Origin of the sequence: Corynebacterium comes (assembly GCF_009734405.1) — a bacterium.
In the GTDB taxonomy this organism is placed as follows: Bacteria; Actinomycetota; Actinomycetes; order Mycobacteriales; family Mycobacteriaceae; genus Corynebacterium; species Corynebacterium comes.
Genome location: NZ_CP046453.1, coordinates 203973 through 222258 on the forward strand (window position 1 = coordinate 203973; position 18286 = coordinate 222258).

Below are 18286 nucleotides of genomic sequence, written 5' to 3' on the forward strand. Positions count from 1 at the left end.
CTGATGTCGCGTCCTCGGCTCAGCCACCAGGGCTGGCGGTTCGTCGCCGGCCGTACGGTCCGAGAATTCTGGCTGGGTGGGGGACTGGACAAGGCGGCCATGCTCACCTTCTTCACACTCCTGACCTTCGCCCCCACGAGCCTGGCGATCTACTCCATCGCCACCCTCGTGCTGGCGAACAACGCGGAGCTGGTCTCTGAGCTGTCGACCGATTTCATCGGCACCTACATCCCGGCCGGATACCGGCAGGCGGTCGGCGACGTCGTGGGAATGGTCATCGATTCCTCGGCCGGCGGCCTCGTCGGTCTGATGGTCGGCGCTGCCGTCGCCTTGTGGTCCGCATCGGCGTACGTGCAGGCGTTCTCGCGCTGCGCCAACATCGTCTACGGACAGACGGAGGGGCGGCGATTCATCACCAGAATCGGGACCATGCTCGCGACCACCCTTGTCCTGCTGCTGGGAACGGTGGGGGTCCTGGTGTCGGTCATGCTCAATGAGACGGTGGTCAACGCCACCCTGGGCCCGCTCGCCGGACCCCTGGGCCTGTCGGGTGTTCTCGACTACCTGCTCGGCGGCTTCCTGCCCGTGTGGAAATGGCTGAAATGGCCGCTGATCGTGGGGCTCGTCGTCGTCCTCATCGCGGTGCTCTACTACACCACCCCCAACGTGAAGCAGGCCCGTTTCCGGTGGTTCGGCATCGGCGCGCTCGTCGCCCTCCTCGGGCTTGCGCTGGTCAGCGTCCTCTTCTATCTCTATCTGGTGTTCTTCGCATCGTTGAGCCCCTACGGTGCAATCGGCACCCTCCTGGCGCTGATGTTTGCGTTGTGGGCGGCGAACGCGATGCTCATCCTCGGGGTGCACGTCGACGCTGAGACCGAGCGTGCCCGCCAACTCAGGGAAGGCGTGGAGGCGGAACGGGAGATCCAGCTCCGCCCCCGCTCCACCCGCCGATCCGATCGGAAAGACGAGGTCCGGGAAAAGATGGAGGAACGCGGCCGCGACCTCCGGATGCGCTACCGGGAGGACTGAGCGCGGAGGAATTCCGCCACGTCGGCGATCTTCTCTCGCGCCACCTCCGGGGTGGACACCCGGTGGCGGGAAACGTAGCCGCGGATCTCATGCATGTCGACGCCCGTCGGCCTGCCCGCGATCTCATCCTGCAGCGCCACCTGGACCAGCGTGCGCGGCCAGGTTGCCGGTTCGGGTATCGACTGGCCGGCCCGGATCTCGTCGGGGAGACCGGCCACGCTGTCGAGGTCGGGGAAGGTGAGCACGAGGGCGTCGAAAAGCGGGGCGTTCATCGCGGCGAGGGCGGCGCCGGAGGAGTAGCCCCACCCGGTCAGTGACGTCGCGTTGTGATGTTTTGCCACACCCGCCGCCTTCCGCACCATCCGGTTCATCTCCTCGAGAGTGCTCTGCGGGGCGAGCGGGTAATCCAGATCGAGGATCACGGTCCCGGATTTCTGCGCGGCGGCGGCCACCTCCGGTCGCCACGAGATCTCCAGCGCGTTGCCCGAGCCCCGCCACCAGCCGCCCGAGTGGAAGCTGATGGCCCATGCGCCGGTCGGCTCGGTCGGGGTGAACAGGCGGCCACCGACCTCCGGGACCTCCTCCACCTCGACGCCTTCGGACCACACGACACCCGGCATCGAGTGGTCGAGACCCGAGCCGAGCATGAGCATCGCGGTATGGGTGATCCGGTCCGGCAGGCGGGCGATGTAGTTGTCCGCCGGGTCCGGATCCCCCGTTCCGCCCTTCCACGGAGGGGTGAAGTCGGGCATCTCGTAGTGGGCGTCGATGTACGAGTACAGCTGCTCGAGCTGCTCCTCGGCGGGCAGTGAACGGTCGATGCCGCCGACCTGGAACTCGGCGCGGAACTGCTCTTCCTGCAACTGCTCGTGGGGCCTGCTGGGCTGGTCGGAAGTGTCGGTCATGGCGACCAGCCTAGTTGCCTCGGTAGGGGCACGCTCACAGTTCAATCGGGCTAGTCTGGGAACAAACACAGACACGGAAGGCAGGAGTACATCTATGAGCGGTGTAGCGCACATCCACCAGGCAGAACTCAGCCCATCCAAAGAAGATATCGCGGTCCGGTTCGCGGGGATCGTGACTCTTCTCGGTTCCTACCGTCTGGTGGATCCCGACGATGAGGTGGGAATTGAAGTGCTCGTCGGTTCAGATATCGACGGCCGCACCGTCCAGCTTCCCGTGACCTACCGTGCGGAGGAAATCAGCCCCGAGCACACGCTCACCGAGATGACGCACAGCGTACTCGGCCGCCGGTGGGTGTCGAACGCCCTCGGGGATCCGGTGGCTGTGGCCCAGTTCATCCGCACCATCCTTGAGGGGGATGACGGCGCGACCCGTTCCGATGGCGTGCCTGCGGTCCTGAACCTCCGGGGTTCCGGTACGGAGGACAAGGTCGAGGTCCGGGATGTCGAGCTCCGCGAGGTCACGCGTCAGCGCGCCCTGGGTACCGTGAACATCGACGGTCGTGTGCGTTCCTTCGAGCTCCGCCTCCCGCACCTGCTGCGTCGCCGCAACACCACGGGTGTCGACGCCAACACCCCGCGTCTCCACCTGATCGGCTGGTTGCCGTCGATGCCGGAAAAGCAGCGCGTGGTCGCCGAGCTGAGCATCCGGGCCTAGCCTGCCGCCCGGTCCGCGGGGGCCTTGTCCCGTCTGTTCCTGATTCTGGCTCCGGCGGACCGGTCCTGCGCATGGGTGGTGTTGAACCGCAGCGGCTGGCCAGGCCCAGCCCGTCTACCCACCCGTCCGGTCGTCGGGCACCGATCGGCATGGCCTTTCCCGCCCGCCCCCGAGCGGGAGTCGTCGTTGTCGGCGTGGTGCGGCCGGCAGATCAGCATCAGGTTCACCAGATCCGTCGGCCCGCCCCGGTCCCAGGGCTTGAGGTGGTGGGCATCACCGTGCACCGCGGCGGTAACGCAGTCCGGGCACCCGCACACCCCCTGCGCGGCGAACAGGGCGACCTTCTGGAAGAAACTCGCATGTCTCACCCCACGCCCCAGTGCCAAGGGCTGGCCGTCGGTGTCATGCAGTGCCATCACATCGAATTTCGCCGCCCCCAGGCGCAGCACGTCGATCAGGTTCAGCGTGTCCCCGGTGTTGGTGCTGAACGTGGAATGCGCCGACAGCGACTCCACGTCCTCGGCGGTGACGGAAAACAACACCGACCCCACCCCGTAGCGGGTGGCCGTCGATTGGTTGGCCAGGTACCGGTCCAGGACCACCGAGAGCTGGTCGACGGCCCGCTGGGACAGTGTCCGGGGATCCTTGCCTGTGGGGTCCGGCAGGTTCACCCCGGCCCGCAGCCCCGGTGCCAGGGCCGCCGCGAGTTTTGCGGCGTCCCCGGCCGGGAGATACCCGGTGACCCGGCGCCCGCCGTCAGCATCCGCCTCCCCCAGGTGGAGGAAGCGTTTACGGTAAGCCGCCAACAGGTCGGGCATGCCTGCCTGGTTGGCCTGGGTGACTTTGTCGCGCAGCCAGGACCGCAGGTCCTCCGGGGTGCGTCGCCCGGCCTCGGCCAGCGCCAGATTGTACAGCTGTGCGGACCCGGGATCGGCGTGCTCGTTGAGGTTGGCCAGTTCTTGACTGATCACCCCGAGGATCTCCGCGGAGCGGTGCTGAGCCCGCCTGCGGGCCTCCTCCCGGGCTTTCCGCTCCCTGTCGGCCTTCTCCCGTTCCGCGGCCTCCCTCGCCCGGTGCTCCTCCTCCGACTCCGCCGGTTCGGGCGCAGGCGCCGGGGCAGGTGCCGGCGGGTCGAAGAGATGACGTCCCGTGCGCAGCCTCGCGGCGGCCTCCTTCTTCGACAGCCCCAGGCCCGCCAGCAGGTAATCGAAACCTCGGGTGGAGCCGACCCGCTGCCCGGCTTCCGGGGACTGCTCCGCCAGCCAGGCGAAGGCGGCGTCGAGGGCGGCCTTGGCGTTGAGCACTCGTTCGAGTTCCTCGAAGGAGTCGGCGACCTCGTCGAAGACCACGCGGGCGGGGTCGGCCATCAGCTCGGAGAGGCCGGTCATGCCGGCGGCAACCTGGGCCACCAGGTCTGCTGCGTGTTGTGTCGTCGACATGCCCACCCCCGTGAAGCGCTCCCGAACATCTTCCGTCTACATGTTCGATGATACCTCACGGGAAGGGCTTGTCAACCCAGGAAATAGAACATATTTTCTACCAGATGGTCACCCTGTCCTCCGGCTTGATCCACATCGGAGAGCCCTCCCGGATTTCGGGGAATGCCTCGTAGAACTCGTTGATGTTCGCGCTGATGACGTTGCAGCGGAACTCGGCGGGGGAGTGGGGGTCGATCGCCAGGTATTGCTGGGCCTGCTCCCGGCGGATGGCGGTGCGCCAGATTCGTGCCCAGGAGAGGAACAGGCGCTGCAGGCCGTTGAACTCACGTTCGGCGAGTGCGGGATCCCCGCCCTCCACCACGAACGGAAGGACCGGAGAGGTCTCGAACGTCATGCCGCGGTCCTCCAGGTAGAGGTGGTAGGCGGCGACCGCGATGCCGAGTCCGCCCAGGTCGCCGATGTTCTCGCCCAGGGTGAACTCGCCGTTGACGCCCTCGGACTCGATGTCGGCGTCGCGGAGCACGGAGGGGATCAGGCCGTTGAACTGGGCGATGAGCTTGTCGGTGAGGCCGGTGAAGGCGGCGCGGTCCTCGTCGGTCCACCAGGACCGGAGGTTGCCGTGGCCGTCGTACTGTGAGCCCTGGTCATCGAAACCGTGGCCGATTTCGTGGCCGATGACGGCGCCGATGGCGCCGAAGTTCTCGGCGGCGTCCATCTCGGGCGAGTAGAAGGGCGGGCGGAGGATGGCGGCGGGGAAGGTGATGTCGTTGACCACGGGGTTGTAGAAGGCGTTGACGGTCTGCGGGGTGGTGAACCATTCCTCGCGATCCGCCGGCTTGCCGATCTTGTTCAGTTCGTAATCCTGCAGGAATGCGGAGGCGGCACGGACGTTGTCCAGGAGCGAGCCGCCTCCTGTGCCGAAGGAGAGGCCTTCGTAGGAGCGCCACACGTCGGGATAGCCGATCTTGGCCTTGAACTGGTCGAGCTTCTCCAGGGCGCGCCCGCGGGTGGCCTCGGTCATCCACGGCAGCTGGGCGATGCGCCTGCGGTAAGCCTCCACGAGGTAGTCGACGAGCTCGAGCATGTCCTCCTTGGAGCTGGGCGGGAAGTGCCTCTCCACGAAGACCTTGCCCATCTCCTGGCCGACCAGGGACTCCACCAGCCCGACGCCGCGCTTCCACCGGTCGCGCTGCTGGGTCGCGCCGGAGAGCAGGGTGCCGTAGAACTCGAAGTTCCTGGCCCCGACCTCCTCGGGAAGCACACCCGCGCGGGAGCGGAGGATGTGCCAGGTGGCCCACAGCTGCCAGTCGGCGAGGCGGTCGTCGGTGAGCAGGCCCGCGAGGTGGTCGACGTAGGGGGGCATCATCGAGACGACACGCTGGGTGGGCAGGCCGGTACCCGCGAGCAGGGTGCGGATGATGCCGGGCAGCTTGTCGAAGTCGGTCGGGTTGTAGGTCTTCACGGCGTCGCGGGTGGACACCACGTCCCAGTGGCCGGCGGCGATCTCGGTCTCCAGGGCGACGATGCGCTCGGTCGCCACCTCGGGGCTCAGCCCGAAGAGGCGGGCGGGGTCGAGGAACTGCAGCATGTCGGCGACGTGGCGGCGATAAGCGGCGACGACGGACGCGTGCTGCGGCTCGCGGTAGTAGGCCTCGTCGGGCAGGCCGAGGCCGGACTGGACGAGGTAGGCGATGGCGTCCTCGGACTTGGAGTCCTTCTCCACCCAGAAGGTGAGCGGGGCGGCGACGCCGAGGCGTTCGAGCTCGCCGAGCCGCTTCGCGAACTCCACCGCGTCGGCGACGCTGAGCTGGTCGAGGTCGGCGTCGAGGGGGGCCATGCCGGCGGCATTGACGCCGTCGACGTCCATGAAGGAGGAGAACAGGGTGCCCGCGCGACCGGTATCGGTCTCCACGATGTTGTGGACGTCGAGTTCGGCGTCGTCGCGAAGCTTGTGGAAGGTGCCGTCGACGCCACGATCCTCGGGAATCACGTGGGTGGCGAGCCAGGGGCCGTTGACGTAGGCGTAGAGGTCATTCATGCACCCAACTCTAGGCGAGCCCAACCCCGATAGTCTGTGATCCATGAGTTCCTATCGCCTCCAGCCGACCACGGACAACAGATGGTGGTGGTCGCTGTTCGGGGTGACCGCCGTCGTCCTGCTGCTGCCCGCCGTGCTGCTCCCGATCGTGCCGACGCGGGCCGTTTCATCGGACGTCCGCCTCGGGATGACCGGCTACAGCTGGTCGATCCCGCTGGATCTGACGTGCCGCCCCGACACGGACGTGCTCGTGGAGGGCTGGACCTGCGGTTCCGTCTCCGTGGCGACGATGATCGCGGAAGGAGGCACGGATCCCGACCGCACCCTGCGTCGCATGATGCGCGCCATCTCCTCCGGTCTTCCTCCGGCGGGCGCCGAGATCCTCCGGGAGGGCGACGCCCGCATGCTCATCGACGCCCGCTCCAGCTCCCTGGGCATGTCCCTGGAAGGCACGGGGGAGCACGAGGGACTCACCATGGTGGCGGTGCTCACCGGCCCCGGCGAGCAGATCGTCCCCATCGCCGACACGGTGTGGGGGAAGTTCACGGGGCAGGGTCTGCCGGAGATCGTCAAGGAGGCGATCGCCGTCCCGACGTTCGAGGACAGCGGGCAGATCGTCGTTCCCTTCGAGATGGTGCAGGTGGGTTCCCGATGAGCCGGTTGTTCCGTGTGTCGCTGGTGCTGGGCATGATCCTGGGTGCCCCGGTTTTCCTGTACTTCATCGGGGTGAACTTCCTCGTGTCCCCGGTGGGAGCCTCCCTGAGCGTGCTGTTCGCGGTGCTCTACCTCGCTCTCGTGCTGTGGCTGCTGAGCCGTTCGCCGATGTGGCCGGACCGCGTCGGCGCGGGTTGGCGCTGGGTCGCGGCCGCGCTCCTGTGGGGTGGTGGCGTGAGTTTTCTGCTGGTGATGATCGGCGGTGTCCCCGTCATGGCGATCACCGACCGCCTCGGCCTGCAGTTCCTGGTGGCGTCCCTGGGCGGGGCGTACCCGGAGGAGATCTCGAAGGCGCTCGGCGTCGGGGTGATCCTCTTCAGCTTCCGGGCCCTCAACCGGCCCTGGCACGGTCTGATGACGGGCGCGGTGGTCGGCCTCGGCTTCGAGGTCACCGAGAACGCCCTCTACGGGGCTTTCGGCGCCCTGCTCGACCCGAACACGGATGCCGTCGGTGCCCTGGAGATATGGGGGGTCCGCGTATTCGCGGGCCCCGGGCTGCACATCATCTTCTCTGCGCTCGCCGGCTGGGGCCTCGGCCTGGCGGTATTCACCGCGAATCGATCCACCTCCTGGCGTCTGCGCACCGCCGCCGGCTGGCTGCTGGTGGCCTTCGCCCTGCACTTCGCGTGGAATCTGCTCTACCCGGCGGGCTGGATGATGATAGCCAACTACATCGTCGTCTCGCTGGTGATGTACCCCTTGATCATCGTGGTGTGGATCCGCGCGCACAAGGCCTGCCGGGCGGACCGGTCCTATGCCTTCACACCGGTGCCGCTCACCTCGGTGGGGCAGCTGGCGGGCACATGACCAGCGGGGGCGTGGAACACACGGAGGACGGCCGCTACATCGTGGTCAAGGGTCGGCGGTGGCGTGCGGCGGATCCGTCGATTCCCGAAGCCCTGCGATCCGAGCTCGTCTCCGCGCTGATGACCGGGCGGCGTCTTGTCCGCACGCACAAGGACGCCGCGCGTGTGATGGTCCACGACGCGAAAGTGGCCCTGGGTGAGCGGGGCGACCCGTGGTGGGAGCCCACCGGGGAGGGGCGCAGGGAGCGCATCGCCGCGACGATCAGGACGCTCGCGCGGGCCCGTGGTGAAGGGTCGCTGTGTCCCGGCGAAGTCGCCAGGGTGGTCGGTGGTGATCAATGGCGTGATCTCATGACGGCAGTGCGGGACGTGGCCGCGGACCTGCGGGATGAGGGCGTGGTCAGGATCATGCACAAGGACCTCGACGTGGAGTGCGCCGAGGTCGGTGGGGCGGTCCGGATCGTGGCGGGGGAGGGTCTCAGGTTCCAGCCGAACCTGCCGGACTGACGGCCTGCGCCGGGGCGGGCTTCGGTTCCTTCTGCCAGGGCCAGCGGCCGGTGATCTCCAGTTCCAGGGAGAAGCTGAGGAAGGTCCGGATGAGCACGATCAGCCCCAGGACCCCCACCGATGTGAAGGTGGGGGTGATCGCCACGGTCCGGATGATGTCGGCGGCGACGAGCAGTTCCAGACCGAGGAGGATGGAACGTCCCAGCCGCTGCCGGTAGCGGTGGTAGATGTCCTGGTCTCTCCGTCTGCGGAGCAGGGCGCCGCCGGCGATGAGGCTCGCCACGACTATGCCCAGGACGATCGCCACGACCCCGGCAACATCGACAATCTTCCCGGTGGTCTCCATTGCTTCTTGAAAAGACATTCTCTGTCCCTCTTCTGGTGGGCGGTGCCGGGTGCGGGGGAGTGGGGCCGTCAGTGTCTGACTCAAGGGTAGCCCGCGTTGTGGGGTGGTGAGGCCAGGTCTTCCCTGTCGGCGCAGCCGGGGAACCCAGTGAAATCTCTCACTCCCGACCTATTACCTATTGCGCGACAGGCTCGGATGTAGTTTTCTGTAGATCGACAGACAGATAACTGCGAGGAGGCAACCATGCACCCAGAGGGGCTCTATAATCCTGCCCACGAACACGACGCCTGCGGCGTCGGCTTCGTTGCTGACCTGCGCGGACGGGCGTCGAGAAGCATCGTGGACCAGGGCCTGCAGATCCTGGCCAACATCGACCACCGCGGGGCCGCGGGAGCGGAAGCCGACACCGGCGACGGCACCGGCATCCTGCTGCAGATCCCGGACGGCCTCTACCGCGAGGTCCTCGACTTCGAGCTGCCCGCCGCCGGAACCTACGCCACCGGCATCGCCTTCCTCCCCGCCGCCCGCATGGCCTGGCTCGATGCCCGCCGCGAAATCGAGGGCATCGCGGCAGCGGAGGGCGCGACCGTCCTCGGTTGGCGCGAGGTCCCGGTCGACCCCACCGGACTGGGATCGATGGCGCTGGCCGCCATGCCGTCCTTCCACCAGATCTTCCTCGCCGCAGACGACCACGCCGGCATCGAACTGGACCGGGTGATGTTCTTCGTGCGTAAGCGCTGCGAGCGCGAACTCGGTTCGAAGAACGGCGAGGACACCGTGTACTTCCCTTCGCTGAGCGCGCGCACCATCATCTACAAGGGCATGCTCACGACCCCGCAGCTCGCGACCTTCTACACGGACCTGAGCGATCCGCGCCTCGAGTCCGCCCTGGCACTCGTTCACTCACGTTTCTCCACCAACACCTTCCCCTCCTGGCCGCTGGCGCACCCGTACCGCCTGGTCGCCCACAACGGTGAGATCAACACCGTCACCGGCAACGAGAACTGGATGCGTGCCCGCGAGGCCCTGATCAACTCGGTGGAGCTCGGCAGCCTCGAGCGCGTCCTGCCCGTCTGCACCCCCACGGGTTCGGACACCGCGCGTTTCGACGAAGCCCTCGAACTCCTCCACCTCGGCGGCTATTCCCTCCCGCACGCCGTGGCCATGATGATCCCGCAGGCCTGGGAGCACAACCCCACCATCGATCCTGAGCTGCGGGACTTCTACGAGTACCACTCCTGCCTCATGGAGCCCTGGGACGGGCCGGCGGCCGTCGCCTTCACCGACGGCACGCTCATCGGTGCCGTCCTCGACCGCAACGGCCTGCGCCCCGGCCGCGTCTGGATCACCGCCGATGACACCGTGATCATGGCCTCCGAGGCCGGCGTCGTGGAGGTGGAACCCGCCAACGTGATCAAGCGGACCCGTGTGCAGCCCGGGAAGATGTTCCTCGTCGACACCGCCGAGGGGCGCATCGTCGAGGACAGCGAGATCAAGGAGCGGCTGGCCACCACCGCCCCCTACGGCGAGTGGATCACCGGGAACTTCGTGCCTCTCGACGACCTGCCCAGGACCCGCTACGAGTACATGCCGCACGAGCGCGCGGTGCTGCGTCAGCGTGTCTTCGGCATCACCGAGGAGGACGTCGAACTGATCATCGGCCCCATGGCGCTGAACTCCGCCGAGGCCATCGGATCCATGGGTTCAGACACGCCCATCGCGGCGCTCTCCAGCCGCCCACGCATGCTCTACGACTTCTTCTCCCAGCGTTTCGCCCAGGTGACCAACCCGCCGCTCGACGCGATCCGCGAGAAGCCCGTCACCTCCATGGTCACGCTCCTCGGCGCCCAGTCCGACGTGCTCAACCCGACGGCCGACGCCGCGCGCCGCATCCGTATCGACGCCCCCGTCATCGACAACCATCACCTGGCCACCCTGGTCCACGCCGATGACCAGGGCGAATGGCCGGGCTTCCACGCGGAGGTCATCTCCGGTCTGTACCCGGTCGCCCACCACGGTGCCGGCATGCGCGAGGCGATCGGCCGCGTCCTGCGCGAGGTGGGCGCAGCCATCAGTGGCGGCGCCTCCCTCATCGTCCTCTCCGACCGTGAGTCCGACGAGCGCTTCGCCCCGATCCCGTCCCTCCTGCTCACCTCGGCCGTGCACCAGCACCTGGTAGCCGAGCGCACCCGCACGCGGGCCTCCCTGATCGTCGAGTCGGGTGACGCCCGCGAGGTGCACCACCTGGCCATGCTCGTCGCCTTCGGCGCCGACGCCGTCAACCCGTACATGGCCTTCGAGACCATCGACGAGCTGCGCATGAAGGGCAGGCTCGGCCAGCTGAGCCTCGATGAGGCCTGCACCAACTACGTCACCGCCGCGGCCACCGGGGTACTCAAGGTGATGTCCAAGATGGGCATCTCCACCGTGGCCTCCTACCGCGGTGCCCAGCTCGCCGACGTGACGGGCCTGTCCAGGGACCTCCTGGACACCTACTTCGGCGGCGTTCCTTCCCCGATCTCCGGCGTCGGGTTGGCGGAGCTGGCCGCCGACGTCGAGGCACGCCACCGTTCCGCGTTCCTGCCCCGACCCGAGGAGCTCGCCCACCGGAAGCTCGATCTGGGCGGCGAGTACAAGTGGCGTCGCGAAGGGGAGTACCACCTCTTCAACCCCGAGACCATCTTCAAGCTGCAGCACGCCACCAGCACCGGCCAGTACGCCATCTTCCGCGACTACACCCGCGCTGTCGACGAGCAGTCCACCCGACTGGCCACCCTGCGCGGCATGCTCGAGTTCACCCCCGACCGCCCGCCGGTGCCGCTCGAGGAGGTGGAGCCCGTGAGCGCCATCGTGAAGCGCTTCTCCACGGGGGCGATGTCCTACGGCTCCATCTCCGCCGAGGCCCATGAGACGCTGGCCATCGCCATGAACCGGCTCGGCGGCATGTCCAACTCCGGCGAGGGCGGCGAGGATCCGGAGCGCTTCCAGCCCGGCCCCGACGGCGACTGGAAGCGCTCCGCGATCAAGCAGGTCGCCTCAGGCCGCTTCGGCGTGACCAGCCACTACCTCAACAACTGCACCGACATCCAGATCAAGATGGCCCAGGGCGCCAAGCCCGGCGAAGGCGGTCAGCTGCCGCCGGAGAAGGTCTACCCCTGGATCGCCAAGGTGCGCATCACCACGCCCGGCGTCGGGCTCATCTCCCCGCCGCCGCACCATGACATCTATTCCATCGAGGACCTCGCCCAGCTCATCTTCGACCTGCGCAACGCCAACCCTGATGCACGGGTTCACGTGAAACTCGTCGCCGAGCAGGGCGTGGGCACCGTCGCCGCAGGCGTGGCCAAGGCACACGCCGACGTCGTCCTCATCTCCGGCCACGACGGCGGCACCGGCGCCTCCCCCCTGACCAGTCTCAAGCATGCCGGCGGCCCCTGGGAGCTCGGGCTCGCCGAGACCCAGCAGACCCTGCTCCTCAACGGCCTGCGGGATCGCATCCGCGTGCAGTGCGACGGCCAGCTCAAGACCGGCCGAGACGTCATCGTCGCCACCCTCCTGGGCGCCGAGGAGTTCGGTTTCGCCACCGCACCCCTGGTCGTCCAGGGCTGCATCATGATGCGCGTCTGCCACCTCGACACCTGCCCCGTGGGCATCGCCACCCAGAACCCGGAACTGCGCGCGAAGTTCAGCGGGCGTGCCGAGCACGTGGTCAACTTCTTCACCTTCCTCGCCGAGGAAGTCCGCGAGCACCTCGCTGAACTGGGTTTCCGCAGCATCGACGAGGCCGTCGGCCAGGCCCAGATCCTGCGTCAGCGCACCGACGACGCCTTCGTCACCGCCCACCCGCGCGCCGCCCGACTCGACCTTTCCCCGCTCCTGCACACCCCCGAATCCCCCTTCTTCCCCGGACAGGCCCCGCGCTGCACCACCCGACAGGAGACCGGCCTCGAGGGAGTTCTCGATGAACGACTGCTTTCCGACGCCGCCGCCACCATCGAATCCGCCGCCACCGGCGCGCACTCCCGCATCGACCTGGCCTACCCGATCCACAACGTCGACCGGACCGTGGGCACCCTGACCGGTTCTCGCATCACCCGCCTGACCGCAGGCCGTGGCCTGCCGGAGGACACCGTGCGGGTCACGCTCACCGGCTCCGCGGGCAACTCCGCCGGTGCCTTCATCCCCGCCGGCCTCACCCTCGACCTGGTCGGTGACGCCAATGACTTCGTCGCCAAGGGGCTGTCCGGCGGCCGGGTCATCGTCCGCCCACACCCGGAATCACCTCCCCAGCTCACGGGGGAGACCCCCGACATCATCGCCGGCAACGTCATCGGCTTCGGCGCCACCAGCGGTGAGATCTTCATCCGCGGCGGCGTGGGCGAACGCTTCTGCGTGCGCAACTCCGGCGCCACCGCAGTCGTCGAGGGCATCGGCAACCACGGATGTGAGTACATGACCGGTGGCCGCGTCCTCGTCCTCGGTGAGGTCGGCGACAACTTCGGCGCAGGCATGTCCGGCGGCATCGCCTACCTCGCTCCCGTCGGCGACCTCGACAGGAAGATCAACCCGGGGCTGGTGGACGTCGAGAAGCTCAGTGAGAGCGACATCGACTTCCTCGAGAACATCATCGACCGCCACCGTCGACTCACCGGCTCCACCACCCCCTGGCAGGCGCGTGACCTGGTCAAGGTCATGCCCCGCGACTACCGACACGCCCTCATCCACACCAAGGAGGTTGTCCACCATGGCTGACCCGCACGGCTTCCGGAATCACCGCCGCAACGAACCCGCACACCGGCCCGTCCCGCTCCGCCTCCTGGACTGGCGGGAAGTCCACGACCATGAATCCGCAGGCCAACACACCGAACAGTCCTCCCGTTGCATGGACTGCGGCGTCCCCTTCTGCCACGCAGGCTGCCCGCTGGGCAACATCATCCCCGAATGGAATGACCTGGTCCGCCAGGACCGGTGGAAGGAGGCCTGGGACCGGCTCCACGCCACCAACAACTTCCCCGAGTTCACCGGCCGCGTGTGCCCCGCCCCCTGCGAAGGCGCCTGCGTGCTCGGCATCAACGACGACGCCGTGACCATCAAGGACATCGAACTCGCCATCGCCGAACGCGGCTTCGAGGAGGGCTGGGACGTTCCCGCGGTCCCCAGCTTCAGCACCGGCATGTCCGTCGCCGTCGTAGGCAGCGGCCCCGCCGGTCTGGCCGCCGCGCAGCAGCTCACGCGCGCCGGGCACAGCGTCACCGTCTTCGAACGCGATGAGAAGCCCGGTGGCCTCATGCGTTACGGCGTCCCCGAGTACAAGATGGAGTCCCGCTTCATCGACCGTCGTCTCGACCAGATGCGCGCCGAAGGCACCGTCTTCCGCACCGGAACGTCACCGACCGCCGCCGACCTCTCGCTTTTCGACGCCACCGTCCTCGCCACCGGCACCCCCGTCCCCCGGGAACTCCCCGTTGCGGGCCGCGAACTCCGCGGCATCCACCAGGCCATGGAGTACCTGCCCCTGGCCTCCTCCGACACTCCGCCGATCGACGCCCGCGGCAGGCGCGTCGTCATCATCGGCGGCGGCGACACCGGCACCGACTGCTTCGGCACCGCCCTGCGCCAGGGTGCGGCCAGCGTGACGCAGTTCGACATCCGCCCCCGCTCGCCCCGCCAACGCGCCGCCTCCACCCCCTGGCCCATGCACCCCCTGGTCTGGCGGCAGGCCACCGCCCACGAGGAGGGCGAGTACGTCATCACCGGCGACGAGTCCGCCGATGAGATCGTGGCACTCGGTCTGGCCTCCCGGGGTGTGGGCTCTCGACTGGGGGACCGTATGTTCTCCGTCAACACCGTCTCCTTCTCCGGCGTGGACGGCCACGTGAGCACGATCCACGGCAACGAGGTGAAGGTCATCGACGGCCGACGCATCCCGGTGAAGGGCACCGATTTCGAGGTGGCGGCCGACCTGGTCCTCATCGCGCTCGGCTTCGTCGGCGCTTCCCGCGATGGACTGCATGCCGAACTCGGCGTGGAGATCGACGAGAAGGGCCGCATCGTGCGGGACCAGTCCTACCGCTCCACTGTCCCCGGCGTCTACGTCGCCGGCGACAACGGACGTGGTCAGTCGCTCATCGTCTGGGCCATCGCCGAGGGGCGCGCCGCCGCCGCAGCCGTGGACGCCGACCTCATGGGCGAGACCGCCCTTCCTGCCGCCGTGACCCCCACGGACCGGCCGTTGGGGGTCTGACAGAGGCCGGATCTTCTACTCCGCACCCCCTCAGGCCCGCTCCCGGGGCCGTGAGCGGGCCTGAGGGGGGAGCGAGTTGGAAACGCCCGGTGGGGGACGATCCCGCACCGGGCTTCTTCGGGTGCTGCTACCTAGCCACCCGTGTTGATGTTCATCTCCGAGGGCTTCCACCAACCGGGGCGCTGGATGAGTTCGTAGTCGATCTCGGCCTCTTCCGGGACGTCGCCGGCGGAGTTGGGGCGCAGTTCGTAGATCTCGATGGAACCCCAGTCGCGGTGCCAGTCGAGGTGGGTGTAGCTGGGCAGCTCGTAGGAGGAGTTGACGGCCTCGGCGGTGCCCATGACGCCGCCGCCGTCGTAGTCCTGGAACGGGGTCAGCGTTGACTTGCCCGGGTGATCCGGGGAGATACGGAACTCGGGGATCTCGGCGACACCTGCGTAGTGGTCGAAGGTGCGCTGGCAGGGGAACTGCAGGGCGACGGACCAGTCGAGCAGGCCGGGGTCCTCGGAACCGATGACGTTGTTCAGGGAGTCGAGGGTGGGAACGCGGGGCGGGGTGAAGGCGAGCCACTGCTCGGGGTCGAGGCTGAGGTCGGTCGCGGTGATGCGGATGACGTTGGCCTCGTCGGGCAATGCGTCGATGGGCAGACGGAGGTTGCGCCAGGACGGCTGGGGGCCGATGTCGAGGAGCTCGGTTTCGTCCACGTCGGTCACCCGGCCGTTGTCGCCGCGGACGCCGTACTCGAGGGTGAGTTCCTGGCCGTCGTGAAGCACGCCGTTGATGTCATGGTGTTCGATGCGGCCGGCGGCGGAGACGACGATGAGTGGGGCTTCGTCGGTGTGCTCGGGCAGTTCGTACCAGGCGGTGGTGATGCTGGCGGGGTACTGCGGTCCGGAGGTCCATGAGCCCACGACCGGGACCTGTGAGTAGTCGAGGTTGAAGGGGAGCCTGGCGCGGGAGCCGTTGACGCCGATGTCTGCACGCACGCCGCCGGTGTTGCCGGTCTCCTGGCCGGTGGCCTCGTCGGAACCGCCGGCGTTGTCGGAGTCGGCGATGGCGCCGACGGAGGCGGTGGAGACTGCGTCCTGGCTGATGGACGGCGGGACGTTGTTGGCCTCGAAGCCGCGGTTGTCCTCGGATTCGAGGGAGTCGCCCAGTTCCACGTCGCCGACGGGGGTGAGGAAGGAGTCGTTGGAGTTGGTCTCCACGCGGGCGTCGTTGGCGAGGCTGCAGGTGTTTCCCGTCAGGGAACGCAGGTTGCCCATGCCGATGGAGTAGCCCGGCGTTTGAGAGATGAAACCCTTGGCGAAGGACGCCATGGAGAACAGGACGATCAATGCGCTGGCCACGGCGATGGGGGCAGCGGCGACGCCGGTCCAGCGGGAGCGTTTGCGGGCTTCCTCGGCCTCGAGCTGCTTGAGTGTCCCCTGTTGTTCGGCGCGTGCGGTACGCACGTCGCTGACGAAGGACTGGAGCGTACCCAGGACCAGGACCGCCAGGGCGATGAACAGGACCAGGGTGGAGGCCTCGAAGCCCTTGAACTGCACGGTCTTGTCGAACCACGGGACGCCAAAGCTGGAGACGTACCACCAGCCGTTGATACCGGCCAGGGAGATCGCCATGAGGAAGATCACGGTGCCGATCATGAGGGTGCGCGCACGGGTCGAGCGCAGCGCCATGTGGCTGAGCGACACGGCGGCGAGCGCCGCCAGGGCTCCGGCGATGCCCGCGTACACGCCGAAGTGGTGGGTCCACTTGGTCGGCGTGAACATCATGAAGAACATGGTGCCGAAGATGATCAGCACCAGCCTGTGCGAGGGATCCTTCGCGGCACCCGGGACGCGGCCGTTGCGCAGGATCGCGGCGATGACGATAGCCAGGCAGAGGAACAGCATGAGCACGGCGAAGCGGCGGGTGAGTGAGCCGTCGACGGTCTGTTCCATGAGGGTCTGGTAGCGGGCCCATTCCTCGTACCAGTTCAGGGCGGGACCCTTGGCGGAGCGGACGCGGATGGATTCCATCACGGATGCCAGCGTCTGGTCGCCGAAGACCGCGAGCAGGATGGCGGTGCCGGCGGCAAGGAACGGCGCGATCATCGCGGCGACCGCCTTGAAGATCGTGCTTCTTGACGCCCCTGCGCCCGCGCCGAGCAGCGGCAGCCGTCGGTTGATGATGCGGATGAGGCTGGACAGGGAGGCCAGGAGGGCGGCGACCGCCATGAGTCCGGTGGGTCCGGCACCGAGTGCGATCGTCGCGATGATCACGCCGATGGCGGCCGGCAGCAGGCGCGAGGTGGCGATGGAGCGCTCGAAGGAGGCCCACGTCAGCAGCGCCCCCATGGCGATGATCGGCTCGGGGCGTGTGCCGTTGTTGTAGGGCAGCCAGAAGGCCAGGAACACCATGGCGGCGGTCCAGTGGGCGACCTGTCGGCCGTCGATACGCGCGCCGAGGCGGGGGATGATCTCCCGCGACAGCACGAACCAGATGACGAGCCCGGAGATGAGCGCCGGCACACGCATCCAGACGGAGGCGGTGGAAACCTGGCTGATCAGGGCCAGCATGTCGTAGAACGGCGAGCCGAAGGGGGATTCGGGGACGCCGAACCAGCGATAGTAGTTCGCCATGTAACCGGCGTTCTCGGAGACCCTCGCCATGGTGAGGATGAAACCGTCGTCCGAGGTGTTGGCGCCGAAGATGTGCCAGTAGAAGAGGACGAAACCGACGACGCCGTCGAGGGGACGCAGACGCCACCAGCCTTCCGGAAGGAAGCGTCTCGACGACCGCCCGTCCAGGCGGTCCATCCGGTGCAGCGCCCAGAGTGCGACCAGCACGCATGCCAGGCCGCTGAACATGACGAGGTATTTCAGGGCCGACGGTGTGGAGGTGAACCGTGAGTTGATCTCGACGTCGGCGGTGAGGCCGGCCTCGACGAGCGAGGAGTAGTTGCCGTCAGTGTCGTCGATCTCCGTGTAGATGCCGGTGACCTGCGGGCGGACGTCCTCCTCGTCGATTACCCCCTCGAGGGGCTCGCCCTCGGAGTCACGCACGCCCGGGATGGAGACGACCGTCTCATCCTCGGTGGAGGAGATGGTGAGCACGGCGTCGTCGGGAAGCTCGGCCACCTCGTCCTCGGTGAGTTCGAAGGGGACCTGGTCGCGGACGACCACGTCCAGACCACCGTCGAAGGACCGGACGAACAGGCCGCGTGAGGTGGCGTCGGTGGAATCGGCGGGCAGGGTCGACAACAGGAGGGACTGGCCGTCCCGGAGGCCTTCCATGGCGCCGGCGACGGGAAGCGCGATGTCGAGGCGCTCGGGCGAGAACGACACCAGCGGGGCGTTGACCGAGTTGAGGCTGTCTCCCTGCGGCCAGGAGAAGGACGACTGGGTCTGGTTGACCGGGAGGAAGGGAGTCAGCAGGAACAGGACGAACCCGAGCAGGCCCGAAATGATCGCGACGTTCTTCAGCCACTCCGGGGCGATGTCCCGGCCCCTCGGGGTAGCTGGTGACGTCTCACGGTTAGACACGGCAGTTGCAGACACA

12 protein-coding genes are annotated in these 18286 nt (G+C 67.9%); 7 read left to right on the forward strand and 5 right to left on the reverse strand.

Annotated elements, in window-relative coordinates; translation table 11 throughout:
* Positions 1-3 precede the first annotated feature (3 nt).
* Positions 4-1029 (forward strand): YihY/virulence factor BrkB family protein, encoded by a 1026-nt coding sequence (locus tag CETAM_RS01000; RefSeq protein WP_156226671.1) that lies wholly within the window; start codon positions 4-6, stop codon positions 1027-1029.
* Here CETAM_RS01000 and CETAM_RS01005 read toward each other — a convergent pair.
* Complete coding sequence (locus tag CETAM_RS01005) at positions 1014-1934, reverse strand: alpha/beta hydrolase (protein WP_156226672.1); 921 nt, start codon at positions 1932-1934, stop codon at positions 1014-1016. The genes CETAM_RS01000 and CETAM_RS01005 overlap by 16 nt on opposite strands.
* Before the next feature lie 94 nt (positions 1935-2028).
* On the opposite strand from CETAM_RS01005, the gene CETAM_RS01010 reads away from it, so the two are divergent.
* Positions 2029-2649, forward strand: coding sequence for a CG0192 family protein (locus CETAM_RS01010; protein ID WP_156226673.1), 621 nt, complete (start codon positions 2029-2031; stop codon positions 2647-2649).
* Here CETAM_RS01010 and CETAM_RS01015 read toward each other — a convergent pair.
* Both CETAM_RS01015 and CETAM_RS01020 read right to left on the reverse strand, forming a co-directional pair.
* On the reverse strand, positions 2646-4088 hold the full coding sequence (locus tag CETAM_RS01015; protein WP_156226674.1) for an HNH endonuclease signature motif containing protein: 1443 nt from the start codon (positions 4086-4088) through the stop codon (positions 2646-2648). The two genes, CETAM_RS01010 and CETAM_RS01015, sit on opposite strands and share 4 nt — an antisense overlap.
* A 97-nt stretch (positions 4089-4185) precedes the next feature.
* On the reverse strand, positions 4186-6126 hold the full coding sequence (locus CETAM_RS01020) for a M13 family metallopeptidase (protein WP_156226675.1): 1941 nt from the start codon (positions 6124-6126) through the stop codon (positions 4186-4188).
* Between the two features lie 43 nt (positions 6127-6169).
* Here CETAM_RS01020 and CETAM_RS01025 point away from each other — a divergent pair, with 43 nt between their 5' ends.
* The 3 genes from CETAM_RS01025 to CETAM_RS01035 are packed head-to-tail and all read left to right on the forward strand — an operon-like array spanning position 6170 to position 8153.
* A complete protein-coding gene (locus tag CETAM_RS01025) occupies positions 6170-6781 on the forward strand; it encodes a hypothetical protein (protein ID WP_156226676.1) in 612 nt (203 codons plus the stop codon).
* The gene (locus CETAM_RS01030) at positions 6778-7647 is read left to right on the forward strand and encodes a PrsW family intramembrane metalloprotease (RefSeq protein ID WP_156226677.1); all 870 of its coding nucleotides are present in this window, start codon (positions 6778-6780) and stop codon (positions 7645-7647) included. Before CETAM_RS01025 ends, CETAM_RS01030 begins: the two co-directional genes overlap by 4 nt.
* Positions 7644-8153 (forward strand): DUF3253 domain-containing protein, encoded by a 510-nt coding sequence (locus CETAM_RS01035; RefSeq protein ID WP_156226678.1) that lies wholly within the window; start codon positions 7644-7646, stop codon positions 8151-8153. Before CETAM_RS01030 ends, CETAM_RS01035 begins: the two co-directional genes overlap by 4 nt.
* Here CETAM_RS01035 and CETAM_RS01040 read toward each other — a convergent pair.
* Positions 8125-8517: a DUF1622 domain-containing protein gene (locus CETAM_RS01040; RefSeq protein WP_156226679.1), complete on the reverse strand. Its 393-nt coding sequence runs from the start codon at positions 8515-8517 to the stop codon at positions 8125-8127. The two genes, CETAM_RS01035 and CETAM_RS01040, sit on opposite strands and share 29 nt — an antisense overlap.
* Before the next feature lie 225 nt (positions 8518-8742).
* Here CETAM_RS01040 and gltB point away from each other — a divergent pair, with 225 nt between their 5' ends.
* Positions 8743-13251, forward strand: coding sequence for a glutamate synthase large subunit (gltB, locus tag CETAM_RS01045; RefSeq protein WP_156226680.1), 4509 nt, complete (start codon positions 8743-8745; stop codon positions 13249-13251).
* Positions 13244-14743, forward strand: coding sequence for a glutamate synthase subunit beta (locus tag CETAM_RS01050; RefSeq protein WP_156226681.1), 1500 nt, complete (start codon positions 13244-13246; stop codon positions 14741-14743). Before gltB ends, CETAM_RS01050 begins: the two co-directional genes overlap by 8 nt.
* Before the next feature lie 131 nt (positions 14744-14874).
* Here the strand turns inward: CETAM_RS01050 and CETAM_RS01055 are convergent, their stop codons facing one another.
* Positions 14875-18285: an arabinosyltransferase domain-containing protein gene (locus CETAM_RS01055; protein WP_197085769.1), complete on the reverse strand. Its 3411-nt coding sequence runs from the start codon at positions 18283-18285 to the stop codon at positions 14875-14877.
* Position 18286 lies beyond the last annotated feature (1 nt).